Source organism: Alphaproteobacteria bacterium (assembly GCA_037200005.1).
In the GTDB taxonomy this organism is placed as follows: Bacteria; Pseudomonadota; Alphaproteobacteria; order UBA9219; family RFNS01; genus JBBCGY01.
In genome coordinates this window covers 26398-53233 of record JBBCGY010000002.1, presented here as the reverse complement: position 1 = coordinate 53233, position 26836 = coordinate 26398, and the positions used below count along the sequence as shown (strand labels likewise).

The following is a 26836-nucleotide window of genomic DNA, read 5'->3' as shown; positions in this document are numbered from 1 at the left end:
CTTTGCCGGATTCGCCATCGAGCGCGCGACTGATTATTGGCCTTCTCTCATGGACCTGCCATGACCGCCGCCTTTGCCGCCAAAGCGATGCTCTCCTTTGCCGCCGCCCTTAAATTTTCCGAAGGACGCGTCGGCGGCCTTCTTCTGTTCCTCGGACATGCTGTTATAGAGCGGCTCGAAAGCCGTCAGCAGCTTGCCTACGCCTTCGGCATGGCTCTGCGCCATCTTTTGCTGAAAGCGCAGATTGTCGAGCGCGCTCGCGCTTTCCCCTTCCTTATGGCGCTCGGCGAAAGAAGCGCGCATAGCCGCATGGTTGTCATGCATGACCTGTGCGACGACCTTCCATTGCGCTTCCTGCGCGGCAGTGATGCCGAGTTCGTCATGCAGTTTCTGGTTATGGGCTTCGCCCCGTTCTTCCGGGCTCATCTTTCCCCATGCTTCCTTCATCGAGGCGGGGCTTTCTTTCTGAAGCGTCACGGTGTCGCCCGTGGCCGCATAAGCAGGTCCGGCGAGCACGCCGAGCAAAGCAGCCGCAGCCACGGTGCGCCGCAAAGAATTGGTGAATGTCGTCATATTGATCCTCCGTCAGTGGTTGCGGGATTGCGCGGATGCTTCCGTTTCCCGAATTAGATTCTTAGTTCCGGTTCATGGCCGATATGTGGCGGCGACAGGGCAATGCTAAGGCGCCAAGGTAACAATATTCCATGCTGAACCCATAACGAAAAAGGGCGCTCCAACCGGAACGCCCTTTACATAACAACAGGATAAGAAGCTTACCGCTTGCTGAACTGGAAGCTCTTGCGCGCTTTGGGCTTGCCGTATTTCTTGCGTTCGACCACGCGGCTGTCGCGGGTGAGGAATTTGGCCTTTTTCAGAACCGGGCGCAGCGCGGGCTCGAAATAAGTCAGCGCCTTGGAGATGCCGTGCTTGACGGCGCCGGCCTGGCCCGAAAGCCCGCCGCCGACGACATTGACGTCGACATCGAATTGCGTGCTGCGATCCGCGATAGCGAAAGGCTGGCGTACCACCATCTGCAGAACCGGACGCGCGAAATAAGTCTCGATGCTGCGGCCGTTCACGACGATCTTGCCATTGCCCGGCTTGATCCATACGCGGGCGACGGCGTTCTTGCGCTTGCCGGTCGCGTAGGCGCGGCCGAATTTGTCCAGTTTCGGTTCGTTGGGATCATGCTGCGGCGCGGGCGGCGCAACAACCGCCGCCACGGGCGCTTCCGGCTTCGCGGCTGCCTTGCCGATCGTCTTCAGCTCGGCAAGCGGCGCGGCCTTCGCACGCGGCGCGCGAGGCGCGCGGGCGGGCTTGGGGGTGTCGTCAGTGGGAGAAGCCATGCTTAGCCTCTTTTATTCTTGGGGTTGCGGGACGCGAAATCAATCACGGTCGGAGCCTGCGCCGCATGAGGGTGCTCAGCGCCCTTATAGACGCGCAGGTTGGTAAGCTGCCGCCGCGCCAGCGGGCCGCGCGGCATCATGCGCTGCACCGCAAGCTCGATGACCCGCTCGGGGAACTTGCCCGCCAGCATCTTGTCGCGCGTGCGCTCTTTGATCCCGCCGACGAAGCCGGTGTGATAATAGTAAACCTTGTCGGTCGCCTTCTTGCCGGTCATTTTGACCTTCTCGGCATTGATGACGATGACATTGTCGCCGCAATCGACCGACGGCGTATAAATCGCCTTGGTCTTGCCGCGCAGCGTCATCGCGATCGCCGAGGCCAGACGGCCCAGGATGACGCCTTCGGCGTCGAATAATACCCAATGCTTTTTAACGTCCTGATGCCGGAGCGCAAAAGTCTTGGTGGGGGTTCTCTTGACCGCGACTTTCTTGGCCGCGGTTATCGCGGGCGCGGGTTTGTTTGCCTTGGTTGCCATGTTCATACTCCATTAACGTGCGCCTTTGTATCGGCAGACGGCTCGCTATGTCAAGGAATATCAGGCGTTTATTTGTGGGGTATTATATTACCTCAAAAGCTTCGCCCCTCGCCTCTATAAGCCTCTATAAAGAGCATGTTTACCAATCTTTGGTAGCCTGCGAAGGTGGCGTTATTACTTTCATCCGATTCCGGTTATATAATTATCCAAGGCTTCGATAACAACGCATAGACGCATTACAATGGACAACAATAATCGATTTCCGCCGCGAGGCTCCAACCGTTCGCCCAATCGCCGTCCCGCTGGCTTGGGCGGCGTGGCTCAAATCCCCTATGTTCCGTTGCAGGCATGGCAGCAGCAACAGGCTGCTCAACCGCTGCCACAGATTCAGCCGCAACAGCTTCGGCAACAGCCCGCTCCAGCGCCCGCAGGCCAAAGCCGTGCGCGCGCGCAGCCCGCGGTCAATGCGCCTGCCGCTGAGCCGCCAAAAAAGAGAAGCAAGATAAGACGATTTTTTAAGGTCGCCGCGATCGGCCTGACCGCGACTGCCGTCGCAAGCGGCGCAGTGGGCGGACCTGCTTTAGTCGCCTTGAATAAAATCAACAGCGAACTGCCCGACATTCACAAACTGACCGAGCATAAGGCGCCCCAAACGACGAAAATTCTCGCGCGTGACGGCAGCCAGCTTGCGGAAATCTATACCGAGCGGCGCACGAATATTAAGCTCGACGACCTACCCGCCCATGTCAAACTCGCCACGCTCGCCGCCGAAGACGCCAGCTTCTATGAGCATGAAGGCATAAGCTATACCGGCATAGTCCGGGCTGGCTTCAAAAACCTTGTATCGGGGCACAAGAAGCAAGGCGCATCGACCATCACCCAACAGGTGGTCAAAAACATTCTGGGCGATACCGAAAAAACCTACACGCGCAAAATAAAAGAAATCCAACTCGCGATCAAACTCGAGCAGCAAGTTCCTCCGGGCGCGGAGAATCTGCCGCCAGAGCAGCAAAAAATTGCAATCAAGAACTGGATTCTCGAAAACTATTTCAACGAGAATTATTACGCTAACGGTCGTTACGGCATCCAGGAAGCTTCGAAATATTATTTCGACAAAGACGCCAAGGAACTGACGATCGCGCAAGCCGCCTTTCTGGCGGGAATACCGAACTCGCCGGAAAAATATAATCCGATCAAGGACGAAGCTCATTTCAATGCCGCTATCAAGCGCCAGCATGAGATCATCGACCAGATGGCGGAGAAAGGCTTCCTGGACAAGGAGCCCGCCCAGGCCAAGAAGATGGCCGAGTCCATAAAAAGTGAGCCCATCGTCATCACGACGCCATCGGAAGCCACAAGCGGCCCGGTCTCCGAAGTCGTGGGGATCGTGCGCGAACGGTTGACCCAGGTCGCGGGCTCCTCATACAAGGCGACGGGCGGCTACGAGGTGGAAACCACCATCGACCCGCGTGTCCAGGCGCTGGCGCGCACGGCCGTGCGCGAAAATCTGGAAGCGCTGGATAAGCGCATGAACCTTCAGGTTCGCAAGGACGTTCCGACACCATACCGGAACCCGGGATCCGTAGTCGCGCAGAGCGGCAAAAAGGGCAAGCACGCCGTTGTCGCTTCCGCTTCGCCGTATAACGCCGAGCCTCCGTTCGAGGGCATGCCGACGAAGAGCGATTTCAATCACGGCGTCATCGGCGTTGTGACGGCCGCGGACGACGTTGCCAAGACCGTGGAGTTTCGGGTCGGCAAGCTGCGCGGCTATATGACCATGGCCCAGCTGAAGCGCTATAATCCCGACGATGTCCCGGCCAGCCAGTTCGCCGAAGTCGGCGCGCATATGCGCGTCAGCCTTGTCGGCAACCCCGATAAAGTCCTGGCTTTGCAGCCCGGAACCAATGAGCCGGGCCGCGTGCAGCTCTCCCCCGCCATGGGAGCGGAATCCGCCATGGTCGTCATCGATCCGGCGACCAAGGAGATTCTCGCATTGGTGGGCGGCTATGACGGCAGCAACGGCGGCTTCGACCGCGCGACGCAAGCCATGCGCCAGGCCGGATCGACCCTCAAGCCTGCTCTCTATGCCCAAGCATTGGAATTGGGACTAGCGACTCCCGGCACGGTCTGCGACCCCGAGGCAATCAAGAATAAATTCGCGCCTGGAGGGATCATCTCCATGCGCGGCCTTAAGATGAGCGTGATCGAAGACAAGAATTTCCGCGAGCCGGTTCTTCTTCGCGAAGCCTTGGCGCAAAGCCTCAATCCCGTCGCCACCGACCTCATGGCCAAAGTCACGCCGCAGAGATTCGTAACCTGGGCGCATCAATTGGGCATTCCGGAAGGCGTCAAGATGGACCTCGGCCTGTCTCTTGCTCAAGGCGCGGTCGATGTTAACGCCCTTATCATGGCGAATATGTTCACGACCATCTTTAACGGCGGCGTAGCTGAACCCTCGCATCTCCTCACGAAGATGAGGAATCCCGATAAAACGGAAATAGCTCTTCCCGAACGCCCCGCGCCGCAGCGCGTCATGCAGGCGAATACCGCATATCTGATCACCGATATGCTGACCTCCGTGGTCGATCACGGCACGGCTAAAGCGGCGGGAAAAGTTTTCCCCGCCCGTTCCATCGCGGGCAAAACCGGCACCAGCAATATCGTGGACGATGCAAACGTGAATACCAAGGGCACGAAAGATGCGTGGTTCGCGGGCATGAAAGCAGGCGATCCCAAAGACCCCCAAAATCACGGCTTTGTCGGCGTGGTTTGGGTAGGCATGGATGACGGCTCGTCGCTCGGCAAGGAAACGGGGGCCACCGCCGCCCTGCCCGCCTGGATATCCTTGGCGAATGGCCTGCAAAACAATCGTTCCGTGACTCTATTCCAGCCTCCTCCGGAAGTTCAAGTGCCGATCGATCCTGCGACCGGCCTGCCGTCCTGGGGCGCGCAAACGCCTCCCAAGGATGGCATCGTCAAAATGACCATCGATCCCGCGACCGGCTTGCTGCCATGGGCGGGACAGGAAAATCTTCCCAAGGAAGGCGTGGAATTGCTCAACGAAGAGGGTAAGGCCATAAAAGGCAAAGACGGCAAGCCGAAGAAGGCGCTCTTGCCCATCACCGAATCCTTCCTGCCCGGCACCGAGCCGAAAGCGCGCGCGCCCGTGCCGACCGGCCTGCCGCCTGAATATATTCCTCAGCCGGTGCTGGTTGGCGCGGCGCCGGTTAACGCCATACCGGGATATACGCCTCCGGGCGGCGCGCCTCCTTTGCTGGCGCCGCAGCCTCAAGCCCCGCTGCCGCCTTCATCGTTGCCGCAGCAGCAGCCGTCCACGCTGCAGCCCTGATGAAAGTCTATTCGGATTTTTTGCATGAAGCACACAGGGTAAGCTATCCGTGTGACTCCGTTAAATTACTGAAGCTCACCGAGACGGTTTTGCGCAAAAAGAACCCCGGATTGAAGGACGAGGCCAAGACCCAAGCTATCATGGGTTGTCTGTCTCAATCCTTGAAAGAAGAAAAGAATAACCCCCGTCGCGATCCTGTGCGCGGCCGGAAACTCGCCGAAGGGCTGTTGCGCATTGGCCAAACCCGGAGCTTGGCCAGCCATCAAGCCTTTTTAGAACTGGCGGATGTTATCGACACCTATCCCGCCACGGCGGCCCTGGCCGCGCCGGGTATCGCGCAAACTTTAGCCGCGGAAACGGCCCGCCAGGGACGGGAGAATTACGCTCCGCTGATAGCCGCCGTTGCATGCATGAGTGCCGACAAGAACACTGCCCCAATTCTGGCGAAAGCGCTTGATAACGTCGCGCGGCACGATTACCTAACAGATAATCGCAGGGCGGCGCAGAATATCGCCAAACGCCATGGCTGCGCGGCGTTTCTCGAAGACGCGAAGCCCGCCGCCGTTTTAGACGACGCCTCCGTTATTTTCGTTTATGACGAAGATGCCCCGCCCCCGGCGAGCCGGAGCCGCGCGCGAATTAAGCCGCCTTCCCGCCATGAGCCTTCGACCACGCCTCCGGCGCGTTCAGGAACTTCTCGACCTCGTCCAGCGTCCCCGCGTCAAAATAATTATTAGCCCTCGCGACCGCGAGCGCGTCCCGCCATGTGCAGAGCGCGTGCAGCTTCACGCCGAGCTTCTGCATCGTGTCGTCGCTGGCCGCGAAAATGTCGTAGTGAAATACCACGGCGATATGCTCGACCACCGCTCCCGCCTGGCGCAGCGCCTCGACGAACTTGATCTTGCTGGTGCCCTGGCTCTGCAAATCCTCGACGAGCAGCACGCGCTGCCCCTCGCGCAGATCGCCCTCGATCTGCGCCATGCGCCCGAAACCCTTGGGCTGCTTGCGGACATAGAGCATCGGCAAATCGAACGCGTCCGACATCCATGCGGCATAGGAAATGCCCGCCGTCTCCCCGCCCGCGATCGCGTCGAAGGCTTCATGGCCCGCGCTATTCATGACCGTCTCGGCCAGCATGGCGATGATCGCGCGGCGCGCGCGCGGGAACGATATCAGCTTGCGGCAATCGATATAGACCGGGCTGGCGCTGCCGGACGTCAGGATGAACGGCTTCTCGGCGTTGAAATTCACCGCCTTGATCTCAAACAGGATTTTCGCGGTGCGCTCGGCGGTGGCGGTGAGTTGGTGCGGTTTCATGAATGGCTCCCCAATAAGATGAGCCGACAATAGCTTATTTGGGCGGCATGGAAAAGCAGGAATGAAAGATTACTTCTTCGCGCCTGGCGGGATCGAATTGGCTCCCGCGATCATGTTCATGCGGGCGATTTGCTTGTCGATATAGGTATTGATCATGCCGACGCGATTGTCGCGGATCAGCGCCCGCACCGGATCGCCGCTATTGCCTTCTTCGGTGACGATATAGCGCAGATAGGGGCCGTTGACGTTCAGGGTTTGGTGGCAGGCCGCCGTCAGCCCTTGCGCCAGCATGAAATTGGCCCCCTGCTCCATCGTTTGCGACGCCAGATGCATCAGGCCCATGAAGCTTTCTTCGATGGAACCGGCGTGAATCGTGGTGATGACCAAATGCCCCGTCGTCGCGGCGCGCAGAATCTGCTCCGCCGCTTTTGGAGAACGCACCTCGCCGACCAGGATATAGCGCGGCGTCCAGCGCAGCGCGCGCTTCAGCGGCGTCGCCCAATCTTCGTTGTTGTCCACCTGTACCTGATAGCAATAGCCGTGCTCGCCGACCGGACCGTCCAGCGCGTATTCGACCGGGTCTTCAACCGTGATGCCGACGCCGCCGAAGCGGATCAGATATTCCCGAAGCAGCGCGAAGCTGGTCGTGGTTTTGCCGTGGCCGGTCGCTCCCGAGATCATGATCAGCCCATCGCGGCGGCCAAGCCCCGTCAGCATCGTGGCGATATGCGGCGGATAGCCAAGGCTGACCAGCGTGGCGACATTCGGATTGATTTTGCGCAGGATGATCCATTCCGCGCCCGACGCCAGTTTCTGATAGGACAGGCGGAACCGCATCCCGTCATACTCGAAGGATGAATCCGGGTTATCCAGCTCGCTGCGGATTTTTTCCGCCATCCGCATCGCGTCCGGCATATAATCGTCTGGCAACGGACGCGACCAGGTATTCGACATGTCGCGTGCCGGAGAACGATAGCGGGCCTCGCCCGTCCTATCGATCCGCACATAGATATCCATCATCGGCAAGTCGTATAGCCGCGCGGGACCCGCGCCCATCGGCATCATCATATCCGGCGACAGAGGAGGCTTCGGCGGGATGACATTCATAACCTATATCCGTCTTTTCCCGGCCAGGGACGATGGCTGCACCGACGTTACGCCCGCCGCGTGAGCATGGGTAAGCTTGGCGGCGATCTTTTCGACATAGGTCGTGATCATGCCGATTTTCTTGTCGCGGATCAGGGCGCGAATCGGATCGCCCGGCGAATTTTCTTCCGTATAAAGATACCGCATGTAAGGCCCGGTTTCGGCCATGTTCTGATAGATCAGCGCGGTAAGACCGGCGGCCAGAATGTTTTCCACGCCCGGCCCCATCGCCTGTTCAGCGAGATGGGTGAGGCCCATCAGCGCCTCTTCGGGCGCTCCGGCGTGAACCGTGGTGATGACCATATGACCGGTCGTCGCGGCGCGCAGCAATTGCTCGGCGGCTTTCGGGGTGCGGATTTCGCCGACAAAGATATAACGCGGCGCCCAGCGCAGAGCGCGCTTGAGGCAAATCGCCCAATCCTCGTCTTGCTCCACTTCCACCTGGAAACAATAACCGCCCTCGCCGTGGCGGCCTTTCATCATGAACTCGACCGGGTCTTCGATCGTCACCGCCGTGCCGCCGTTGCGGCGCAGGAAATCCGCCAGAAGCGCCGCCGCCGTCGTGGTCTTGCCTTGCCCCGTCGCGCCGGAAATCAGGATCAGACCGTCGCGCAGCCCGAGGCCGCGAATATGGTTGAGAATATGCGGCGCGATGCCGAGCTTTTCGATATCCGGTATCTCGGTATTGATCCGGCGCAAACAGGCCCAGGTTTGTCCGTCCGCCATATGCTGGCGGGAAATACGCAGACGAATGCCGTCGAACTCCATCGCGCCGTCCGCATGCTGCAGAATCTCATTGACCTTCAGCATCACGCGCTCGATCACCGGCTCAAAGGCGTCCGGAACGTCCCGATTATGGCGATGCCTGCCTTTTTCGCGCGGCAAGTACTTGGCTTTGTCCTTCTGATCCAGGCGCAGATAAAGGTCAGTAAAATTCAGGTCGCTGAGCGTCAGGATGGACATGAAGAAACCCGGTTAATGAGGTATGAAGGGACTCACCCAGCATGATGGCGGAATTTCCCTAATTTGCTGTTAATGAATAACGTCCGGCAGGCACCCGACCCCGGCATGATCCCTTGCGAATAGCGCCGATTAAGGTAAGGTAAAATCCGCTCGCTCATCCCGGATTGAACCTATGTCTCTCGTCACGCCCCGCACGCCCGCCGGCACCATGGAACTGCTGCCGCGCGAGCAAATCGCCTTTCAGCGTATGCTGGATATTATCCGCAAGGGCTATGAGCGTTTCGGATTCCTGCCCGTCGAAACTCCGGTCTTCGAGCAGCGCGACGTGCTGCTGACCAAATCCGGCGGCGAGACCGAAAAGCAGGTCTATTTCGTCCAGTCCACCGGCTCGATCGAGCAAGGCCACGCGCCGGATATGGCGCTGCGCTTCGACCTGACCGTGCCCCTCGCCCGCTATGTCGCCGAGCATGAGCGCGATCTGGTCTTTCCCTTCCGCCGCTATCAGATACAGCGCGTGTATCGCGGCGAGCGAGCGCAAAAAGGCCGGTTCCGCGAATTCTACCAATGCGATATCGACGTGATCGGCAAGGATAAGCTCGACCCCGCCTATGACGCGGAAATTCCGGCGATCATCGCGCAGATTTTCACCGAATTAAACGTCGGCGATTTCACCATCAATTTCAGCAACCGGAAAATCCTGCTCGGGCTGTTCGCGGCGCTGGGCTACGATGACGACAAGCAGAAGCTATGCCTGCGCGAGATCGACAAGCTGGACAAAATCGGCGTCGCGAAAGTACGGGAAAATCTCGGCGCGCTCGGCATGAAAGCCGAAGACGCGGAGAAAGTCTTGCGCCTGATCGGCGGCGCGACAAATAATGCCGCGATCATCGCGCTGCTCAAGGCGGAAACAATCGATCATCCGGTTTTCAAGGCCGGCGTGGAAGAAGCGGAAAGCACGGTTGCGGCACTTGCCGCGCTCGGCGTGCCGGAAGGCAGGGCGCGGCTTAACCTCGCCATCGCGCGCGGCCTGGATTATTACACCGGCACGGTTTACGAAACCGTCATCGACGCGCATCCGGAATTCGGCAGCGTCTGCTCCGGCGGGCGCTATGACGATCTGGCGAGCCTCTACACCAAATCCAAGCTGCCCGGCGTCGGCATATCCATCGGCGCGACCCGGCTTTTCGATTTGCTGCGTTCCATCGGATGGGCCAAGGATGCAGCGAGCACCGTGCAGATATTGATCCTGCAACTCGATCCCGCGCTGCGCCATGATTATCTGGCGCTCGCCGCGAAGCTGCGCGAAGCGGGACTCAATACCGAGGTCTATCTCGAACCGGCCAAGCTCGACAAGCAGATGCGCTATGCCGACCGCGCCGGAATCCCCCTCGCCGTCCTTATGGGCGAGGACGAGCGCGCGAAACGGGTTGTCCAGCTTAAAAACCTGCAAACCAAGGAGCAGCGCGAGGTGGCAATCGGCGATATCGCCGCGCGGGCGAAGGAAATCCTGAATGCCGCCCCTTGATAGCCCGGATGCCTTTCTAGATCACATCCTGACCCGTTTTTATGGCGACCTGCAAACCGCCGTCGCCGATAATTACGACGCCGAGCGCTTCAATTATGGCGGGGTCGACCGTTCCCAGGATGATTATCTGCCGGTTCATTTCGCCACGCTGAAATCCCTTATCCGCGAGACGGAGTCCTATTACCGCGCGTGGTCGCTTCTCGGCGACGAGGATTCGAAGCGCCTGTTCATCGATCTGCTGCGCTACCGCCTCGCCGGGCATAAGCATGTGCGGCTTCCCACCAACACGCCGGAACATTGGGCAATCCGGAAAATCGGACATGCGATGCCCTCCTCGCCTTCGGCGCTCGCCATCCCAAGCGTGCTTGGCTGGCAGATTTCTCATATGGAATTCGTTTTCGAGGGCGACGCCATCAAAATAGACGGCTACGGCGCGCCGTTATGGCCGTTCCAGTACCGGCAATATTTCTACGAAAAAAACGGCGTCCGCATCCGGCCCGAACACGGCGACCATGTGATCGATGCAGGCGCGGGCTTCGGCGACACCTCGCTGGCTTTCGGCCAGGCTGTCGGACGCGACGGCTGGGTCTATATGCTCGAAATGCTCGAAGCCCATGTCAAGTTCTGCCGCCTGAACGCGGAGCAGAATGCCGGGCTGTCCCATTTCAAAATCATCGAGCGCGGCCTGTCGGATGCCGTGTTCACGCCGGAGCGGAAACTACCGCAAGCGGACGCCTACGACCCCGGATTTACGCTGGAGGAAGGCAACCAGACTTTCGCGACATCCACCGTCGATCATCTGGTGGCGCAAGGCGAAATCCCGCGCGTCGATTTCATCAAGATGGATATCGAAGGATCGGAAATGCGCGCTTTGCATGGAGCCGCGCAAACTCTGCGGACTTTCCGCCCCAAATTGGCGATCTCGGTCTATCACGACGTCCGGCATTTTTACGAAGTGCCTATTTTTATCGACGCGCTCGGCCTGGGCTATAAGTTCCATCTGGATCACTACACGATCCATATGGGCGAAACGGTGTTATACGCGGCAATCGAATAGCGCTAGTCCTTAGCAAACATTAGGTGCGAGAATGGACGCTGCTGGTTCTGCAAGGCGACGGGCCTGGAGGGAGAAACGTGAACATCGTGCCAGTGCGAATCCATAAAATCGGGACGGCCAGTATATTTAATATTGCTTCTTATTTTTCTGGCCCACGGCAGAGATATGACCGTGACGGATGCCAGCTTTGGCGCAACGATATTATCTTTTGGAAAAGTATTGACGCCGCCTTGCTCTAAAAGCGGCGCATAAATATAGCTTCCGCTGTCAGGGTGACCATTGGGACGATAAAAATAGCGTTGCAGCGTAATGCATCCGCTTTTCAGATTCGGCACTTCGACGCGTTTTGCGTAATCCGATTCCTGGATCGTATCGCGGATGCATATTCCGCCGGCGGCCTCGACAAGGGACGGCGCGACAAAGCGTTCCACTTCGCTAAATAGGCTGGCCTTAACGATCGGCGGCAAGCGCGAGAGATCGGAGAGATTCGTGACATTCAGAGCCACGCCCGGCGACTGGGCCATCTGCCGAAGCGTTTCGGTCGAGATTTGATCATTAACTTTTATGTCCCCCGTAAAGCCATAGGGAGTTTCTTTTTGGGACATAATCGATCTCCTTATTATGAATAGAATAAAATCGAAATCTTCAGCGCGGGCAGCCTACTATGAATTCATGAAAGTAAAAACCAAATATCGCTCGCTATAAAGCCATTCCTGCTTTTAATCAGCTCAAGCGTTCGGATCGACCAGGCTTACAAGTTGGCCGTTCTCGTCGGCATGGCCGAGGCACAGGGCATATTCGATGTTGCCGATCAGGGTGTCGGAAAAGAAACCGGCGGCGAGCTTGGAAGGCGGGGCCGATGTCCGCGCGAGCGGCATATGCGGGAAATACCCGTCCCGGCTCTTGGTATAAACTTCCGGCAGCCGGTTCTGCAAATCGTCGGCGATCTCGGCCTGCAGATCCATCAATTGCGGAGCGCGGGCGACGCCGTAGCCGATCCAGAATTTTCCTTCATGTTCCGCCGTCCCTTTATTGATATAGAGGCCGGTATTCTTGAGCCATATCCCGCCCAGTGAAAATTTGCTCGCCAGCATAACCGCGACGGCATCGCTCTCCGCGCGGAACTGGCATAAGGATATGTGAGGGAACGACAGGTCGGGCGCAAGGCAATAGCCGTCCGCGATGGATTTGAACTGCGCCGCCGCCTGGAAAAGATATTTTACGACCTTCGGATCGGTCGGCACCGCGGCGATGTCAAATCGTGGGAGCATGGTCGGCTCATCTCGGCTTGAAAAGAATTAGGGCCGGGACAGAGTATCACCATTGCCGAGATTATCAACATGCTTGGCAAAGCGCACGTCTTTGACGACGGCGAACGGAACGCCATCGCGTCCCACTTCGGCTATAATGCGGCCCGGCAGCTTTTCGTCGCAGCCATATCGCGTCGCGGCGATAAAGAAGTCCACATGCCGCCAGTCCGCCGTCGGCTGAAGCTCCGGATGGGGCTGATCGCCCATTTGATTGTAATCGCCGCAAATGGCCACGCGCCAGGGTTCGGGCCGGTTCAACTGATGCTCGGCGATATAGCGCCTCAAATCCGTCGTCGCCTCGGCCATGGAAGTTCCCCAGTATTCCGTCTCGAACAGCCCCTCCGCGCCTTTCACGCCGCCAACGATGTCGTTGAAGGCCGCGTATTCATAAGGATGCATATCGATCAAGACCTGCATCTGCCGACCGCCTCCGGCGATAAGCATGATGGCGACGGCGGCGCTGGCCCAGCGCCGTTGCGGCATCACCGCGAGCCTGCTTGCCGCCAGCCCGGCAAGAACCGCCATGGGCGGCAGAATGAATATGAAATGACGGTCTGCGTCATAAAGCTCGGGCCTGGCGATCACGGCATAGGCGAGAGGAAAAAATGCCGCCAGCGTCACCGGCGCCAGGCGCAGAGGAAATTGACGAATGCCGTTTTTCCATAGCGCCATCGCGCCAAGGGCCGTCCCTGCCGCCAGTGCGGCTATGACTATCTGCGGCATCTTGGCGGCGACATAAACCGGCAAATATAAAGCGGGGTGATAGGTCAGACCCACTTCATGGCCGAAGAACAGCGTATTGATGTTGCTGTGCGTATTGGAAAAATGCAGGAGAGCCTCGAAGGGATGGCGCAACGGATCGACCTGCGCCCACGGCCAGAACGCCATCATGACGATCCAGGCCAGCGCCACGGCGGGAACAACAATCCGCAGACTTGAAATCCCGGCCTGCCGCCAGCGATCGAGCATGGATTCCGCCCGGCCGGTCTTGTCCGTCATCCAATAAAGCAGCAGCGCCGCGCCGAGATAGAAGAAAAGCAGTATCCCGCCCACGCGAACCGCGAGAGACAGACCGGCGGCCAAGCCAAAAGCCAGGATCAGCTTCATCGGCGGTTTCGGCAAATTCTCCATAAGGAGGGTACAGGCGTAAACCGCCCATATGGTCATGGCCGCGAAAGGAATATCCTTCGGGTTGACGAACATCATCCCGTAATAACTTGGCATCAGCGCCAGCGCCGCCAGCGAGAAAAACCCCGCGAGCGGCCCGCCGAGATGGCGTCCCAGCTTCCAGGCTCCCGCAAGCCCTATCAGGCCGAATATTCCCCCCATTAGGTGACAAGTCGCCCAACGGTCGAAGGGAGAAACCATGGTGGCCAAGGCCGCTAACGTATCGAACAGGCCGCCATAATAAAAAAGATCGCGATAATGAAGGGCGGAGGTGTCGGCGCCCAGGCTGGCATACCAGGAGATAATTTGCCTGCCGTAGGTATCCTCGAGAGCGGCATCGAAGCCGTTGCCGTAATTGCCGAATGTCGCGGCGACCAGTAAAACGAGCGCGCCGAACACGGCTAGGCTCGCCCAGTCCGCTAATGGCATGCGACGCGATAAAAACCTACTCATGCCGGAAGACGAGAAATTCATCATGGGCTGCTCTCTGTACGGATATTTACCACAAATGTCTTTTTGCAAAAGCATGTCCCGATCCATGCTTGACATATTTCTCGAAGGCTATCGCCTTGTCCTTATCTTCAAAAGCGATATAGGCAACAAGCTTCCATGGTTTAAATTTATTGGTGTGAATAGATTTACCGCTGTTATGCTCCTTGAACCTTGTCTTCAAATCAATAGTAACACCTGAATATCTTTGGTCAGGGTTTGCCATGCTTTGAAGAAGATAGACGTAATGCATACAGCCCTGCTTCGCTAAAGCTTCGCAGGGCATCCTGCTGCTTTATTTTACGCAGGACAAGCCCTCCGAAGGCGGAGGGCTTGTCCTGCGTAGCTTTAGCGGAGCAGGATGGCGCGCCCGAAGAGATTCGAACTCCTAACCTCCAGATTCGTAGTCTGATGCTCTATCCAGTTGAGCTACGGGCGCGCAATTCTTCATGCAGGCATATTGGTTAATATTACCAAGGCTGCAAGAGAGGCGGCACCTTAGCCGAAAGGAATTTGCACTGCAAGCTTTAGCCAAATAAAACAATCCCCTGACGGAATTTGTGGCGTTTTTATATGAAGCGCGGTTACTATCCCGTCATATCCGTTAGTTTAAGCCATCATATGCAGCCGAAAATCAGCATCATCATCCCGGTATTCAACGAAAGCGGCAATGTCCTGCCGCTTGCCGAAGATATTCAGGCCGCGCTCGATTTTCATCCGGCGATCCTTGGCGCATACGAAGTCATCTTTATCGACGACGCCAGCCTAGACGCGACATGTGGCGAAATCATGACGCTGATGCAGGACGACGGCCGCATTCGCCTGCTGCGCCATGGCGCGCGCATGGGCATTAGCGCGGCCATCCGCCATGGCATTAACGGCGCCCGCGCCGAATGGATCGTGACCTGCGACGGCGATGGGCAGAACGACCCGTCCGACATTCCGCGCCTCTTGCAGCGCGCCTGGACGCACGGCAAAGACGGCAGGATTATCGTTTGCGGCGTCCGCATCCATCGCTGCGACACGTGGCAAAAACGGCTCGCAAGCAAATTCGCCAATGGCGTACGGCGCGCCCTGCTGAAAGACGGCTCTCCCGACACCGGCTGCGCCCTCAAGGCGTTCCGCCGCGACGCCTATCTGGCCGTTCCGTTCTTCAACGGGCTGCATCGTTTCATGCCAGCGATGTTCAAGACCTACGGCCATGAGGTCGTCCATATTTTGGTCAATGACCGTCCCCGGCTCCGCGGACAATCGAAATCGGGCATTATCGAACGCGGCCTGCGCGGGTTTTACGACATTTTCGGGGTCATATGGCTGACCCGCCGCACGCCTGTCCGAACCGCTCATGAAGAAATGCGGACGGCGGTGGTGACCACTCTGCAAAAACCGCTTAAGCGTTAAAACTATTCTCCATATTGAGAAACGAATTATGGGCCAGGATAAGATAAGCGAAATCATAACGCCGCGCCTGCGCTTGCGGCGGTATAATCATCAGCGTCCCGATCCCGGCGACATGCGCGGCTTCTATAAGCTCAACGCCGACTGGCTGACGGTGCGGCGCTATTTTCCCGACGGGATCAGACCCGACTATGGATCGAAGCCGATCACGCAGGATGGTTTCGTTATCGCCGACAAAGAGACCAATCAGTTCAAGGGTTATATAGGCCTCGCCGCTTGGGCTGGCCCGGAGGAGAACGAGCGGCAAGTCATACACTATGCGTTGCTTAAAAAAGAGCGCCGCAAAGGCTACGCTGCCGAATCCCTGCATGCGATTTGCGCTTACGCTTTCGAGCAACGGGAATTGCCCCGGATTGCCGCTTCCGTAGCGCGCAGCAATGCCCGGTCGCACGCCCTGCTGGAAGGCGTCGGGTTCGAACCTTTGGAGGAGGTGCCGTGGTATCACACCATCCTTGACCGTTATCTGAGCTTGCCGCGCGAAAGATGGAAAGAACAGCCCGACAAGCCGAGCTGGGCCATGGTCAATTCGTCGCCGAACACCGCCATATTGACCCTTTAGCCCGACCGAAACTGTTTTTATTGACTTCGGGCCGTGAATCCGCGATAAATCCGGCATCCGGGGGCGCCTAGGCGGTTGCCCTCTTTTTATTGTTGCAATTCAAGGTGTTAGAAATGTTCGCGGTCATTAAAACAGGCGGCAAGCAATACAAGGTTGCCCAAGGCGATGTGATCCAGGTGGAAAAGCTGGCTGGAGAAGCGGGAGTCAAGATCCAATTGGCAGAAGTGCTGATGGTCGGCGACGGCGCAAGCTCCAAGTTCGGCGCGCCCTTCCTGGCCGGTGCTACGGTAGAAGCCGAAATCCTCGGCCATGAGCGCAGCGCCAAGGTCATCGTCTTCAAGAAGAAGCGCCGCCAGAATTATCGCCGCAAGAACACGCACCGGCAGGATTACACGGTCATCCGCATCACGGCGATTGCCGCCTAAGACCTAAAAACTCTGGAGAACGACTATGGCTCATAAAAAAGCAGGCGGCAGTTCGCGCAACGGCCGCGATTCCGCGGGAAAACGCCTCGGCGTCAAATTATTCGGCGGCCAGGAAGCCAAGGGCGGCGCGATCATCGTGCGTCAGCGCGGCACCAAGTTCCATCCGGGACGGCATGTCGGCATCGGACGCGATCATACGCTCTTCGCGGAAGTTCCCGGCAAAGTGAAATTCCGCACCATCGTCGGAGGCCGCACTTACGTTTCGATCGAACAGGCCGAGCAGGCTGACGCGGCTGAATAGTTCCGTTAATTCGGCGAATGAATAAAGCGGGGATCGAACGATCCCCGTTTTTATTTGCAGGATACGATACAATGAAATTCCTCGATCAAGCGCGCATTCATGTCGCCAGCGGCCATGGCGGGGCCGGCTGCGTCGCTTTCCGGCGCGAAAAATTCATCGACAAGGGCGGCCCCAACGGCGGCAATGGCGGACGCGGCGGCGACGTGATCGTCGAGGCGGCGGACGGCCTCAATACCCTGATCGATTACCGCTACCGCCAGCATTTCATCGCCGAAAAAGGCCGCGCGGGCATGGGCAGCGATTGCACCGGAGCCGACGGCAAGGATGCCGTGCTGCGCGTGCCGCTGGGCACGCAGGTGCTGGCCGAGGACAATGAAACGCTGCTGGCCGACCTGACAGAGCCGGGGCAGCGCATCGTGCTGTTCCGGGGCGGCGACGGCGGTTTCGGCAACGCGCATTACAAAAGCTCGACCAACCAGGCGCCGCGCAAGCATTCTCCCGGCTGGCCGGGCGTCGAATGCGACATATGGCTGCGCCTGAAGCTGATCGCCGACGCCGGGCTGATCGGTCTGCCCAATGCCGGAAAATCGACCTTCCTCGCCGCGACGACCGCCGCCAAGCCGAAGATCGCCGATTACCCTTTCACCACGCTCACGCCCAATCTCGGCGTGGTGCGTTACGGCACGGCGCGGCAGCCGGTCGAATTCGTTCTCGCGGACATTCCCGGGCTGATCGAAGGCGCGCATGAAGGACATGGACTCGGCGACCGGTTTCTCGGCCATGTCGAGCGCACGCGCGTTATGCTGCATCTGATCGACGCCACCGGCGAAAATGTCGCCGCCGATTACAAGACCATCCGCAACGAGCTGAAAGCGTACGGGCATGGCCTGGCGCGCAAGCCGGAAATCATTGCACTGAACAAATGCGACGCGCTGACGCCGAAAGACATCAAGGCGAAACTCAAGGAACTCGCCAAGGTCACCAAAAAGCCGGTCCTGACGATTTCCGCCGTGGCTGGCACGAACGTCAAGGAAACGCTGCAAACGCTGTGGAAGAAAATCGAAAAGAAGAAATGAAACCCTTCACATTGGGAAATTTCCCTTGACTTTTTCGCCATATTCCTGTATTTGACGATCCCAGGGGCCTTGCGCCCAAAACCCGCCCGGAGACCATCCCGGCGGGTTTTTTCATGGCCCGAATGCGGCAAAAATCTTTATTTCAAAACCGGAGGTAAGAGTCGCGATTTTTGGGGATTGTCCCGGCACGCCGCACCATGCGCCCGAAATCCTTGTCAACATGGCCTCAAGCTTGGTACTCACCATGGATGCACAATCAACGGCTCAAAACCCTGCTGGCCTTCGGGCACGATCTGACGGCGGCGGCGCTGGCTTTTCTGCTCGGCATGGCGCTGCGTCACGGCGAGCATATCGGCGAAGTTCCCGCCGAGCATATCTTCGGCAATACGCTGCTGTTCGCGGCGGTTTGCGGCATCGTCTTCATGCTGTCGGGGCTTTATCGCGGCATCTGGGCCTATAGCTCGGTGCGCGATCTCGGCGCGATCCTGCGCGCGGTGACGCTCGCGGTGCTGATTTTCCTGCCGGTATCGTTTCTGACGACGCGCCTTGCCGACGTGCCTCGCACCACGCCGGTGATCGTTTGGCTGATCCTGACCGCGATGCTGTGCGGATCGCGGCTCGGCTACCGGCTGATCCGCGAAGGGCGGCTGTCGTCATTATGGTCGAAGGCGGGCGCGGGACAAAGCCCGGTCTTGCTCTACGGCGCGGGCGACGGCGCGGATTTGTTCATCCGCGCGCTAGCCTCCAATCCCCACGCGCCCTATCGCGTAACGGGCGTGATCGCCGAGAACGCCAAGCGCGTCGGGCGCGAGATTCACGGCGTCAAAGTGCTGGGCGCGCTCGAGCAGCTGCCCGCGATCATGACGCAGATGCGCGCCAAGGGGCAAGCTCCGGCGCGGCTCATTCTCACCTGCCCGCCCGCGGGACAGGGCGATACGCTGCTGGAGATGGCCGCGCAACATGGATTGCAGTTATCGAGCGTGCCGCGCCTGACCAACCTGCAAGCCGCCGAAGCCGCCGCCGCGACCGAGCATCCCATCGCCATCGAGGATTTGCTGGGACGCGCCGAAACCGTGCTGGAGCGCGAAGCCATCGCGTCGCTGATCGCCGGAAAGCGCGTGCTGGTCACGGGAGGCGGCGGCACCATCGGCGGCGAGCTTTGCCGCCAGATCGCCGCGCTCAATCCCGCGCAACTCGGCATCGTCGAACTGAGCGAGTTCAACCTCTATACCATCGAGATGGAACTGCGCGAAAAATTTCCCGCGCTCAATCTGCGCTGCCATCTCGGCGACGTGCGCGACCAGACGCGCCTGCGCGATATTTTCGCCAAGGACAGGCCGGAACTGGTGTTCCATGCCGCCGCGCTCAAGCATGTGCCGATCGCGGAAGACAATGTGCGCGAAACCGTTTTGACCAATGTGCTCGGCACCAAGATGGTGGCCGACAGCGCCGCCGAGTCCGGCGCGCTTGCCGCCGTGCTGATCTCGACCGACAAGGCCGTCAATCCCACCAGCGTGATGGGCGCGACCAAGCGCGTCGCCGAGCTCTATACGCAAAGCCTCGATCTGAGCGGCGGCAAGACCCGCTGCCTCGCGGTGCGGTTCGGCAATGTGCTGGGATCGACCGGCTCGGTCGTGCCGCGTTTCCGCGCGCAGCTGGCGAAAGGCGGCCCGCTGACCGTCACGCATCCCGACATGACGCGCTACTTCATGACCGTGCGCGAGGCGGTAGAGCTGGTCTTGCAGGCTTCGGCCTTTGCCGTGCAGCCGCAAGAGGAACGCGGCCACATTCTGGTGCTGGATATGGGCACGCCGGTGAAGATCGTCGATCTCGCGCGGCAGATGATCCGCCTCGCCGGATTGCGCCCCGACGAAGACGTGAAGATCACCTATACCGGCCTGCGCCCCGGCGAGAAAATGCATGAGGAGCTTATCGGCGGTCAGGAAAATCTGCGCGCCACGACGGCGGACGGCGTGAATATCCTGCTCAATCCCGCGCGGGATGCGGCGCAGTTCCGGCGCGATCTCGAAGACTTGCTCCGTTCCGCCAGCGCGGGCGCGGACGCCGCGGCGCTGCGCCAGTTCATCACGCGCCTGGTTCCTGAATTTTCAGGCGACGGCGCGGAGCGCAAGGCGGGGTAGCCCCCTCCTCACATTCTACATATGCACGACCTTGCCATACGCATCCAAAACCGCTTCATGCATCGTTTCTGAAATCGTCGGATGCGGGAAGACGGTGTGCATCAATTCCGCCTCGGTGGTTTCGAGCGTGCGGGCGATGGTGTAGCCCTGGATCATCTCGGTGACTTCCGGGCCGATCATATGCGCGCCGAGCAGCGCGCCGGTCTTGGCGTCGAAGATCGTCTTGACCATGCCTTCCGGCTCGCCCATCGCAATCGCCTTGCCGTTGCCGATGAAGTTGAAGCGCCCGACTTTGACCTCATGCCCGGCGGCTTTGGCCTTGGCTTCGGTGAGGCCGACGCTGGCAACCTGCGGCGTGCAATAGGTGCAGCCGGGAATGTTTCCGGCATCGAGCGGATGCACGCCCTTCACGCCCGCGATCTTCTCGACGCAGACGACGCCCTCATGGCTGGCCTTGTGCGCGAGCCATGGCGGCCCCGCGACATCGCCGATGGCATAGATTCCGGGCTCGCCGGTCGCGCACCATTCGTCGATCACGATATGGCCGCGATCCACTTTGACCTTGGTATTCTCAAGGCCCATATTTTCCGTGTTACCCGTGATGCCGATGGCCATGATGACGCGGTCGACCGTGAGCTGCTGCGCCTTGCCGCCCTGCTCGATGGTGGCGGTGACATTGTCCCCTCCCCGCTCCAGCTTCTTGACCGTCGCGCCGGTGAGAATCTTCATGCCCTGCTTCTCGAAGCTCTTGCGGGCGAAGGCGGAGATTTCCTCGTCCTCGACCGGCAGCACGCGATCCATGACCTCGACCACCGTGACCTCCGCGCCGAGCGCGCGATAGAAGCTGGCGAATTCGATGCCGATGGCGCCCGATCCGACGACCAGCAGCGATTTCGGCATCGCGGGCGGCACCATGGCCTCGCGATACGTCCAGATCAATTGCCCGTCAGGCTCCAGCCCCGGCAGCACCCGCGCCCGCGCGCCGGTAGCGAGGATGATGTTCTTGGCAGCAATCGTGACGGTTTTCTGGTCGTCTTTCGTGACCTCGATCTGGCCTTTGCCCAATAGTTTGGCGTGACCTTCGATCACTTCGACCTTGTTCTTTTTCATCAGATGCTTGATGCCGCCGGAAAGTTGCGCCGCGACCTTGCGCGAGCGGTCGACGATTTTCTTGATGTCGAAGCTATGCTCCTTGATCGTGAAGCCATAAGCATCGGCATGTTTCAGCAGCGTGGCGATCTCCGACGAGCGCAACAGCGCCTTGGTCGGAATGCAGCCCCAGTTCAGGCAGATGCCGCCAAGCTGCGCCTTTTCCACCAGCGTCACTTTCATGCCGAGCTGCGCCGCGCGAATGGCCGCGACATAGCCGCCCGGCCCGCCGCCGATGATGATGAGGTCGGATTGAGTCATGAATTTATACCACGAGGCTGTAAGGTTGCTCGATCAGGCCCTTGAAGGCCTGCAGGAATTCCGCGCCGACCGCGCCGTCCACCGCGCGGTGATCGACCGAGAGCGTGCAGGACATGATCGTCGCCACGGCAAGCTGGCCGTCCTTTACGACGGCGCGTTGCTCGCCCGCGCCGACTGCGAGAATACAGCCCTGCGGCGGATTGATGATCGCGGCGAAATCCTTGACGCCGAACATGCCGAGATTGGAGATCGAGAAGCCGCCGCCCTGGAATTCTTCAGGCCGCAGCTTGCCGTCGCGGGCGCGCGCGGCGAGGTCTTTCATCTCCGTTGAAATGACGGCGACGGTTTTCTTGTCGGCTTGCTTGATGATCGGCGTGATCAGGCCGTTCGGCGTGGCCACGGCAACAGACACATCGACATTCTTATATTGCAGGATCGCCTCGTCGCTCCAGGACACGTTGGTCGTCGGAACCTTGCGCATCGCCAGCGCAACGGCGCGGATGACAAAATCATTGACCGAAATTTTTACGCCCTCGACGCCGTTGGTCTTCTTGCGCAGGTCGAGCAGGTCGTCGATGGCGCAATCGACGGTCAGATAGAAATGCGGAACCGTCAGCTTCGATTCCATCAGGCGGCGCGCGATGACCTTGCGGACGCCGTTGTTGGGAATGAGATCATACTCCATGCCGAGCTTGTCCGCGAGATCGCGGGCATCGACCCCGGCAGGCATCGCGCCGCCGGACGCGGGCGCGGCGGATTTCGCCGGAGCGGGCGCGGCTTTGGCGGCGGGCTTCGCGCCGCCTGCCGTCGCCGCCCTCGACATCGGCCTTGACGATCCTGCCGCCCGGACCGGAACCGGCGACGGCTTTCAGATCGACGCCGGATTGTTCCGCCACGCGGCGCGCGAGCGGACTGGCGAAAATGCGTCCGCCATCGTGAGAAACCGATGGCGATGATTGAGCGGACGTTGCGGGCATGGCTGGGGCCTCCTGCGGTTTGGTTTCGGCTTTCGGCGGAGCGGCTCGGGCGGCAGTGGGGGCAGCGCCGCCTCCCGTCGCGGCTTCGATGCTCTCCCCTTCTTCGGCCAATATGGCGATGGGCGCGTTGACGGCGATGCCTTGCGCTCCGGCGGGAACCAGAATTTTCGCGAGAATGCCTTCATCGACGGCCTCGACCTCCATCGTCGCCTTGTCGGTTTCGATCTCGGCCAGCACCTGACCGGCCTTGACCGTGTCGCCTTCCTTCTTGAGCCAGCGGGCGAGATTCCCCTCGGTCATCGTTGGCGACAAAGCGGGCATGAGGATATTGATGGGCATAAGGGTATTCCTGTGTGACTGTATGCTAATCGAAATTCAGGCCGTGCTTCTTCAGAAGCTTGTCCATCGTTCCGTCGCGCTGGATTTCATCTATAATCGCATCGATGTTGGCTTTCAACTTATAGCTTTCGGGCGGGTAAAACACGCGTACCGATACTTTCAGGATCGAGCCGTCGCCGGCCTTTTTCAACTGGCCGGGATTGTCTTTGAGATAAGCATTGGCGGCAATGCGCGACAGAACGACGAAATCCGCCTTCTTGCCGCGCAGTTCCAGGAACATATTGCTCACGGACAGCCCCATGGCCAGCAGGTTGAGTTTCGCCTTGGGAAACATTTTCGGCACATAAATGCCGCCAAGCTCGCCATCCATGCCAACGAAGGTGTATTTCGGGTCATTCAAGTCGGCGAGTGTTTTTATGCCCGAAATATCCTTCTCTCCGTCCGCGTAGATATTGATTTCGTCGGAGCCGATGAAGTAGCCCGGCAGATATTTCATGGCCGTCGACGGCAGCAGCAGCAGCGGCGCGCAGGTCATGTCGTATTTGCCGCCATTCAAATCCTGCAGCAAGGTCGCGAAGCTCGAAATCTCGGTGTATCTGACCTTCAGGCCGGTGCGCTCGGACACTTCCTTGAAAAGATCGACGGTGAATCCTTGCGGCTGGCCGGAGGCATCGTAGGAAAAAATAGTCCCGAGAACATAAACGCCGCAGTTGATTTCCTGGTTCTTATTGATGCGCTCGAACGCCTTGTCTTCAGCATGAGCAGAAAAGGGCATAGCGAGAATAAGCGCGAGAGCGAGCAAGGCTTTGAGCATCTTATTCCTTACGTGGATGAGCGGACAGCGGCTGATTTATGCCGCCCGCTTGAGGCAAAGCTGGCGCACGGCCGCGACGATGTTCTCCACCTGCGGCAGGGCGAGGCGCTCCAGATTGGCGGCGTAGGGCAGCGGCACGTCGGCGGCATGGACGCGCATGACCGGCGCATCGAGATAATCGAACGCATGCTCCATCATCAGCGCGGCGATTTCCGAACCCATGCCCGCGACCGGCCAGCCTTCCTCGACGGAAAGCAGGCGGTTGGTCTTCTTCACGCTGGCCACCACGGTCTCGGTATCGAGCGGGCGCAAACTGCGAAGATTGATGACTTCGGCCTGGATGCCTTCCGCCGCAAGCTGTTCCGCCGCCGCCAGCGCGTAGCCCACGGGGCGCGAGAACGACACGATGGTCACGTCGCTGCCCTCGCGCATGACTTTCGCCTTGCCGATGGGAATGGTGAAATCCGGCTCGTCCGGCACGTCGAAGCTCGTGCCGTACATCAATTCATGCTCGAGGAAAATGACGGGATTATTGTCGCGGATCGCCGATTTCATCAGGCCCTTCGCGTCCTCGGCGTCGTAAGGCGAGACGACTTTCAGGCCCGGTATATGCGCATACCAGCTCGCATAGCATTGCGAGTGCTGCGCCGCGACGCGCGATGCCGCGCCGTTCGGGCCGCGGAACACGATGGGGCAGCCCATCAGCCCGCCGGACATATACAGCGTCTTGGCGGCGGAGTTGATGATCTGGTCGATGGCCTGCATGGCGAAATTCATCGTCATGAATTCGATGATCGGGCGCAGGCCGCCGAAGGCCGCGCCGACGCCCAGGCCGGCGAAGCCCATTTCGGTGATCGGCGTATCGACCACGCGCTTGGCGCCGAATTCCTGCAGCAAGCCCTGGCTGATCTTATAGGCGCCCTGATACTCCGCGACTTCCTCGCCCATCAGGAATACGTTTTCGTCGCGGCGCATTTCCTCGGCCATGGCATCGCGCAAGGCTTCGCGGACGGTTTGCTTGATATATTTCTCGTGGGTCTTTTCCGGCTGCATCGCCATGGGCGCAACAGTGGCCGCTACCGGCATCAGCGGCACGACATTGGCAGTGGGGGGCGCCTTCGGCTCTATCTTGGGCGCGGCGGCGGCGGGCTTTTGAGAAAAAAGCCGGGGCGGCCGGAGCCGCGGCGCTATCTTCGCCTTCCAGCAGGGCGATCGGCGTATTGACCTTCACGCCTTCCGTTCCTTCGGGAATCAAGATTTTGCCGAGCGTGCCTTCATCGACCGCTTCGACTTCCATCGTCGCCTTGTCGGTTTCGATCTCGGCGAGAACCTGACCGGCCTTGACGATATCGCCTTCTTTCTTGAGCCAGCGCGCGAGCTTGCCCTCCGTCATCGTCGGCGATAGGGCAGGCATAAGGATTTCGATGGGCATGGTCGTTCCTATTCCAAGATATTACGGCGCAGGCGCCGGAAGGTGAACTTCATAAGCTTCGCGCCTGACGGGGCCGTTGCCATAAGCTCTCGCATGTTGCACGGCCATGTGCCGCCATTTCATGTCCAGATCGCTGGACAGCGCGCTTGCGAGCATCAGAGGAGCGGCGCGTTCGGCAGCCTCCGAGCAAATATCGAAATATTTACCTCCCCAATCGGCAATCAAATGAACCCGCTGCACGCTGGCCGGAGGGAAAGCCGCCGCGACATCGACCAGCGCTTCCAGGGCATGGCCCCGGACCTGAAACGCATAGTCGGCGAAAAGCTCATGCCTGATGTTTTTCACCGCATGATGGGCAATGACAACGGCTTGCTGAATGGCGGCCCCGGCCAAAATCGTGGATTCGCCGGATTTCGCAAGGCCGCGCGCCGCCGTGCAAAGAGATTGAACAAATGCTCCGGTCGCGCCCTTCTTGTTCCTTTTGTATAAATCCAAAGCGCGGGACGTTGCCACCGCAAGAAGGGGATAATTTTCCTGGCCCGGCGCAGCGTATTGCTGAATAGCCGCGCAAACTTCTGTTTTGGTCGCCTGCATAAGGCGTTCGATCGTGCTCGTTTGTTCCGTCATATTCCCCTGCGTCACTTATGAAGACGCCAACAAAGCGTTTTATTTAAGAACATCCGTCCATAATTCTTCCGGATCGGGCTCCGGGCTGCTTTGCGCGAACTCGGCGGCCTCGGCCACGATTTGCTTGATCTCGCGCTCCATCGCTTTCAAATCTTCTTCGGTAGCCATGTGCTCGGTGAGCAAAATCTTGCGCAGGTTTTCGATGGGGTCGTTCTGCTCGCGCATCTGCTCGACTTCTTCCTTGCTGCGATATTTGGCGGGATCGGACATCGAATGGCCGCGATAGCGGTAGGTGATCATTTCCAACAGCATCGGCCCGCGCCCGGAGCGGACATATTCCACCGCTTCCTCGGCGGCGGCGCGCACCTTGACGACATCCATGCCGTCGATCTTGACGCCGGGAATGCCGAAGCCTTCGCCGCGACGCCATAATTCGCCGGCCGCGTGACGAGCCTGGCTCGTGCCCATGCCGTATTTGTTATTTTCGATGACGTAGAGCACCGGAAGCTTCCACAGCGAAGCCATGTTGAAGCTTTCGTAAACCTGCCCCTGATTGGCCGCGCCGTCGCCCATATAAGTAAGGCACACGCCGTTATCCTGCTTGAATTTATGCGCGAATGCCAAGCCGGTGCCGATCGGCACCTGCGCGCCGACGATGCCGTGGCCGCCGAAGAAATTCTTCTCGCGGCTGAACATATGCATCGAGCCGCCCTTGCCGCGCGAATAGCCGCCGATGCGTCCGGTGAGTTCCGCCATGACGCCCTTGGGGTCCATGCCCGCCGCCAGCATATGGCCGTGATCGCGATAGGCGGTGACGACACTGTCTTGGGGAAGCTGCGCCGCCTGCAGTCCGACGACGACCGCTTCCTGCCCGATATAGAGATGGCAGAAGCCGCCGATCAATCCCATGCCGTAAAGCTGGCCGGCCTTTTCTTCAAAGCGGCGGATGAGAAGCATTTCACGGAAGTGGCGGGTAAGCTCTGCCGCGTATGCGGGCGCATGGTTATCGACAACCTTAAGGCTGCTCTGCGGCTTGCTTATCTGCATATCAATATTCTCCGTCATGGCCGCA

The 26836-nt window shown here is 59.3% G+C and carries 23 protein-coding genes, 1 tRNA gene and 2 pseudogenes; 9 read left to right on the top strand and 17 right to left on the bottom strand.

Going from position 1 to position 26836, the window contains the following annotated elements; translation table 11 throughout:
* Positions 1-33: 33 nt before the first annotated feature.
* From WDO70_09815 to rplM, 3 genes are all read right to left on the bottom strand, one after another.
* Positions 34-573, bottom strand: a complete 540-nt coding sequence (locus WDO70_09815) for a Spy/CpxP family protein refolding chaperone (protein MEJ0063468.1) — start codon at positions 571-573, stop codon at positions 34-36.
* 200 nt (positions 574-773) lie between these two features.
* Positions 774-1346 (bottom strand): 30S ribosomal protein S9, encoded by a 573-nt coding sequence (gene rpsI, locus WDO70_09810; GenBank protein MEJ0063467.1) that lies wholly within the window; start codon positions 1344-1346, stop codon positions 774-776.
* 2 nt (positions 1347-1348) lie between these two features.
* Complete coding sequence (gene rplM / locus WDO70_09805) at positions 1349-1882, bottom strand: 50S ribosomal protein L13 (protein MEJ0063466.1); 534 nt, start codon at positions 1880-1882, stop codon at positions 1349-1351.
* Between the two features lie 241 nt (positions 1883-2123).
* Here rplM and WDO70_09800 point away from each other — a divergent pair, with 241 nt between their 5' ends.
* Complete coding sequence (locus tag WDO70_09800) at positions 2124-5231, top strand: transglycosylase domain-containing protein (protein MEJ0063465.1); 3108 nt, start codon at positions 2124-2126, stop codon at positions 5229-5231.
* Positions 5232-5870: 639 nt separating this feature from the next.
* Here WDO70_09800 and WDO70_09795 read toward each other — a convergent pair.
* From WDO70_09795 to WDO70_09785, 3 genes are all read right to left on the bottom strand, one after another.
* Positions 5871-6548, bottom strand: a complete 678-nt coding sequence (locus WDO70_09795) for an orotate phosphoribosyltransferase (GenBank protein ID MEJ0063464.1) — start codon at positions 6546-6548, stop codon at positions 5871-5873.
* A gap of 69 nt (positions 6549-6617) precedes the next feature.
* Entirely contained in the window at positions 6618-7655 is a 1038-nt protein-coding gene (locus tag WDO70_09790; protein ID MEJ0063463.1) for an ATPase, T2SS/T4P/T4SS family, read from the bottom strand.
* Between the two features lie 3 nt (positions 7656-7658).
* On the bottom strand, positions 7659-8657 hold the full coding sequence (locus WDO70_09785; GenBank protein ID MEJ0063462.1) for an ATPase, T2SS/T4P/T4SS family: 999 nt from the start codon (positions 8655-8657) through the stop codon (positions 7659-7661).
* A gap of 172 nt (positions 8658-8829) precedes the next feature.
* Between WDO70_09785 and hisS the strand changes: the two genes are divergently transcribed.
* Together hisS and WDO70_09775 are read left to right on the top strand one after the other, a co-directional pair.
* Positions 8830-10182 carry a histidine--tRNA ligase gene (gene hisS, locus WDO70_09780; protein ID MEJ0063461.1) on the top strand — a complete coding sequence of 451 codons (1353 nt, stop codon included), beginning with the start codon at positions 8830-8832 and terminating at the stop codon, positions 10180-10182.
* Positions 10169-11239, top strand: coding sequence for an FkbM family methyltransferase (locus WDO70_09775; GenBank protein MEJ0063460.1), 1071 nt, complete (start codon positions 10169-10171; stop codon positions 11237-11239). Before hisS ends, WDO70_09775 begins: the two co-directional genes overlap by 14 nt.
* 2 nt (positions 11240-11241) lie before the next feature.
* Here the strand turns inward: WDO70_09775 and WDO70_09770 are convergent, their stop codons facing one another.
* From WDO70_09770 to WDO70_09750, 5 genes are all read right to left on the bottom strand, one after another.
* Positions 11242-11844, bottom strand: a complete 603-nt coding sequence (locus tag WDO70_09770) for a hypothetical protein (protein MEJ0063459.1) — start codon at positions 11842-11844, stop codon at positions 11242-11244.
* A 123-nt stretch (positions 11845-11967) separates the two neighbouring features.
* The gene (locus WDO70_09765; GenBank protein ID MEJ0063458.1) at positions 11968-12510 is read right to left on the bottom strand and encodes a hypothetical protein; all 543 of its coding nucleotides are present in this window, start codon (positions 12508-12510) and stop codon (positions 11968-11970) included.
* Positions 12511-12537: 27 nt separating this feature from the next.
* Positions 12538-14145 carry a hypothetical protein gene (locus tag WDO70_09760; protein ID MEJ0063457.1) on the bottom strand — a complete coding sequence of 536 codons (1608 nt, stop codon included), beginning with the start codon at positions 14143-14145 and terminating at the stop codon, positions 12538-12540.
* 70 nt (positions 14146-14215) lie between these two features.
* Positions 14216-14458 (bottom strand): GIY-YIG nuclease family protein, encoded by a 243-nt coding sequence (locus WDO70_09755; GenBank protein MEJ0063456.1) that lies wholly within the window; start codon positions 14456-14458, stop codon positions 14216-14218.
* A 109-nt stretch (positions 14459-14567) separates the two neighbouring features.
* Positions 14568-14644, bottom strand: a tRNA-Arg gene (locus tag WDO70_09750).
* Between the two features lie 134 nt (positions 14645-14778).
* Here WDO70_09750 and WDO70_09745 point away from each other — a divergent pair.
* The 6 genes from WDO70_09745 to WDO70_09720 all read left to right on the top strand — a co-directional run bounded on the left by WDO70_09745 (position 14779) and on the right by WDO70_09720 (position 20165).
* Positions 14779-15606 carry a glycosyltransferase family 2 protein gene (locus WDO70_09745; GenBank protein ID MEJ0063455.1) on the top strand — a complete coding sequence of 276 codons (828 nt, stop codon included), beginning with the start codon at positions 14779-14781 and terminating at the stop codon, positions 15604-15606.
* Between the two features lie 28 nt (positions 15607-15634).
* Positions 15635-16222 carry a GNAT family N-acetyltransferase gene (locus tag WDO70_09740; GenBank protein ID MEJ0063454.1) on the top strand — a complete coding sequence of 196 codons (588 nt, stop codon included), beginning with the start codon at positions 15635-15637 and terminating at the stop codon, positions 16220-16222.
* Between the two features lie 113 nt (positions 16223-16335).
* A complete protein-coding gene (gene rplU, locus WDO70_09735) occupies positions 16336-16647 on the top strand; it encodes a 50S ribosomal protein L21 (GenBank protein MEJ0063453.1) in 312 nt (103 codons plus the stop codon).
* Positions 16648-16672: 25 nt separating this feature from the next.
* Positions 16673-16948: a 50S ribosomal protein L27 gene (rpmA, locus tag WDO70_09730; GenBank protein MEJ0063452.1), complete on the top strand. Its 276-nt coding sequence runs from the start codon at positions 16673-16675 to the stop codon at positions 16946-16948.
* A 71-nt stretch (positions 16949-17019) separates the two neighbouring features.
* Positions 17020-18024, top strand: a complete 1005-nt coding sequence (gene obgE / locus WDO70_09725; protein MEJ0063451.1) for a GTPase ObgE — start codon at positions 17020-17022, stop codon at positions 18022-18024.
* Between the two features lie 248 nt (positions 18025-18272).
* Positions 18273-20165, top strand: coding sequence for a nucleoside-diphosphate sugar epimerase/dehydratase (locus tag WDO70_09720; protein MEJ0063450.1), 1893 nt, complete (start codon positions 18273-18275; stop codon positions 20163-20165).
* A gap of 15 nt (positions 20166-20180) precedes the next feature.
* On the opposite strand, the gene lpdA is transcribed toward WDO70_09720, so the two are convergent.
* The 6 genes and pseudogenes from lpdA to pdhA form a co-directional block, all read right to left on the bottom strand.
* On the bottom strand, positions 20181-21575 hold the full coding sequence (gene lpdA, locus WDO70_09715) for a dihydrolipoyl dehydrogenase (protein MEJ0063449.1): 1395 nt from the start codon (positions 21573-21575) through the stop codon (positions 20181-20183).
* A 4-nt stretch (positions 21576-21579) separates the two neighbouring features.
* Positions 21580-22891 (bottom strand): annotated as a pseudogene (locus WDO70_09710) (pyruvate dehydrogenase complex dihydrolipoamide acetyltransferase).
* A gap of 25 nt (positions 22892-22916) precedes the next feature.
* Entirely contained in the window at positions 22917-23705 is a 789-nt protein-coding gene (locus tag WDO70_09705; protein MEJ0063448.1) for a transporter substrate-binding domain-containing protein, read from the bottom strand.
* A 36-nt stretch (positions 23706-23741) separates the two neighbouring features.
* Positions 23742-25137 (bottom strand): annotated as a pseudogene (locus tag WDO70_09700) (pyruvate dehydrogenase complex E1 component subunit beta).
* 21 nt (positions 25138-25158) lie between these two features.
* The gene (locus WDO70_09695) at positions 25159-25764 is read right to left on the bottom strand and encodes a hypothetical protein (GenBank protein ID MEJ0063447.1); all 606 of its coding nucleotides are present in this window, start codon (positions 25762-25764) and stop codon (positions 25159-25161) included.
* Between the two features lie 39 nt (positions 25765-25803).
* The gene (pdhA, locus tag WDO70_09690; GenBank protein ID MEJ0063446.1) at positions 25804-26829 is read right to left on the bottom strand and encodes a pyruvate dehydrogenase (acetyl-transferring) E1 component subunit alpha; all 1026 of its coding nucleotides are present in this window, start codon (positions 26827-26829) and stop codon (positions 25804-25806) included.
* Positions 26830-26836 lie beyond the last annotated feature (7 nt).

Bases quoted from the DNA above. Each gene is read 5' to 3' on its own strand.
- WDO70_09695 (MEJ0063447.1), bottom strand. From the start codon at position 25,764: ATGACGGAACAAACGAGCACGATCGAACGCCTTATGCAGGCGACCAAA.
- WDO70_09815 (MEJ0063468.1), bottom strand. From the start codon at position 573: ATGACGACATTCACCAATTCTTTGCGGCGCACCGTGGCTGCGGCTGCT.
- WDO70_09765 (MEJ0063458.1), bottom strand. From the start codon at position 12,510: ATGCTCCCACGATTTGACATCGCCGCGGTGCCGACCGATCCGAAGGTC.
- WDO70_09705 (MEJ0063448.1), bottom strand. From the start codon at position 23,705: ATGCTCAAAGCCTTGCTCGCTCTCGCGCTTATTCTCGCTATGCCCTTT.
- WDO70_09770 (MEJ0063459.1), bottom strand. From the start codon at position 11,844: ATGTCCCAAAAAGAAACTCCCTATGGCTTTACGGGGGACATAAAAGTT.
- WDO70_09740 (MEJ0063454.1), top strand. From the start codon at position 15,635: ATGGGCCAGGATAAGATAAGCGAAATCATAACGCCGCGCCTGCGCTTG.
- WDO70_09720 (MEJ0063450.1), top strand. From the start codon at position 18,273: ATGCACAATCAACGGCTCAAAACCCTGCTGGCCTTCGGGCACGATCTG.
- WDO70_09760 (MEJ0063457.1), bottom strand. From the start codon at position 14,145: ATGCCATTAGCGGACTGGGCGAGCCTAGCCGTGTTCGGCGCGCTCGTT.
- rpsI (MEJ0063467.1), bottom strand. From the start codon at position 1,346: ATGGCTTCTCCCACTGACGACACCCCCAAGCCCGCCCGCGCGCCTCGC.
- obgE (MEJ0063451.1), top strand. From the start codon at position 17,020: ATGAAATTCCTCGATCAAGCGCGCATTCATGTCGCCAGCGGCCATGGC.
- WDO70_09755 (MEJ0063456.1), bottom strand. From the start codon at position 14,458: ATGCATTACGTCTATCTTCTTCAAAGCATGGCAAACCCTGACCAAAGA.
- rpmA (MEJ0063452.1), top strand. From the start codon at position 16,673: ATGGCTCATAAAAAAGCAGGCGGCAGTTCGCGCAACGGCCGCGATTCC.
- WDO70_09800 (MEJ0063465.1), top strand. From the start codon at position 2,124: ATGGACAACAATAATCGATTTCCGCCGCGAGGCTCCAACCGTTCGCCC.
- WDO70_09785 (MEJ0063462.1), bottom strand. From the start codon at position 8,657: ATGTCCATCCTGACGCTCAGCGACCTGAATTTTACTGACCTTTATCTG.
- WDO70_09790 (MEJ0063463.1), bottom strand. From the start codon at position 7,655: ATGAATGTCATCCCGCCGAAGCCTCCTCTGTCGCCGGATATGATGATG.
- WDO70_09745 (MEJ0063455.1), top strand. From the start codon at position 14,779: ATGAAGCGCGGTTACTATCCCGTCATATCCGTTAGTTTAAGCCATCAT.
- lpdA (MEJ0063449.1), bottom strand. From the start codon at position 21,575: ATGACTCAATCCGACCTCATCATCATCGGCGGCGGGCCGGGCGGCTAT.
- hisS (MEJ0063461.1), top strand. From the start codon at position 8,830: ATGTCTCTCGTCACGCCCCGCACGCCCGCCGGCACCATGGAACTGCTG.
- WDO70_09795 (MEJ0063464.1), bottom strand. From the start codon at position 6,548: ATGAAACCGCACCAACTCACCGCCACCGCCGAGCGCACCGCGAAAATC.
- rplM (MEJ0063466.1), bottom strand. From the start codon at position 1,882: ATGGCAACCAAGGCAAACAAACCCGCGCCCGCGATAACCGCGGCCAAG.
- rplU (MEJ0063453.1), top strand. From the start codon at position 16,336: ATGTTCGCGGTCATTAAAACAGGCGGCAAGCAATACAAGGTTGCCCAA.
- WDO70_09775 (MEJ0063460.1), top strand. From the start codon at position 10,169: ATGCCGCCCCTTGATAGCCCGGATGCCTTTCTAGATCACATCCTGACC.
- pdhA (MEJ0063446.1), bottom strand. From the start codon at position 26,829: ATGACGGAGAATATTGATATGCAGATAAGCAAGCCGCAGAGCAGCCTT.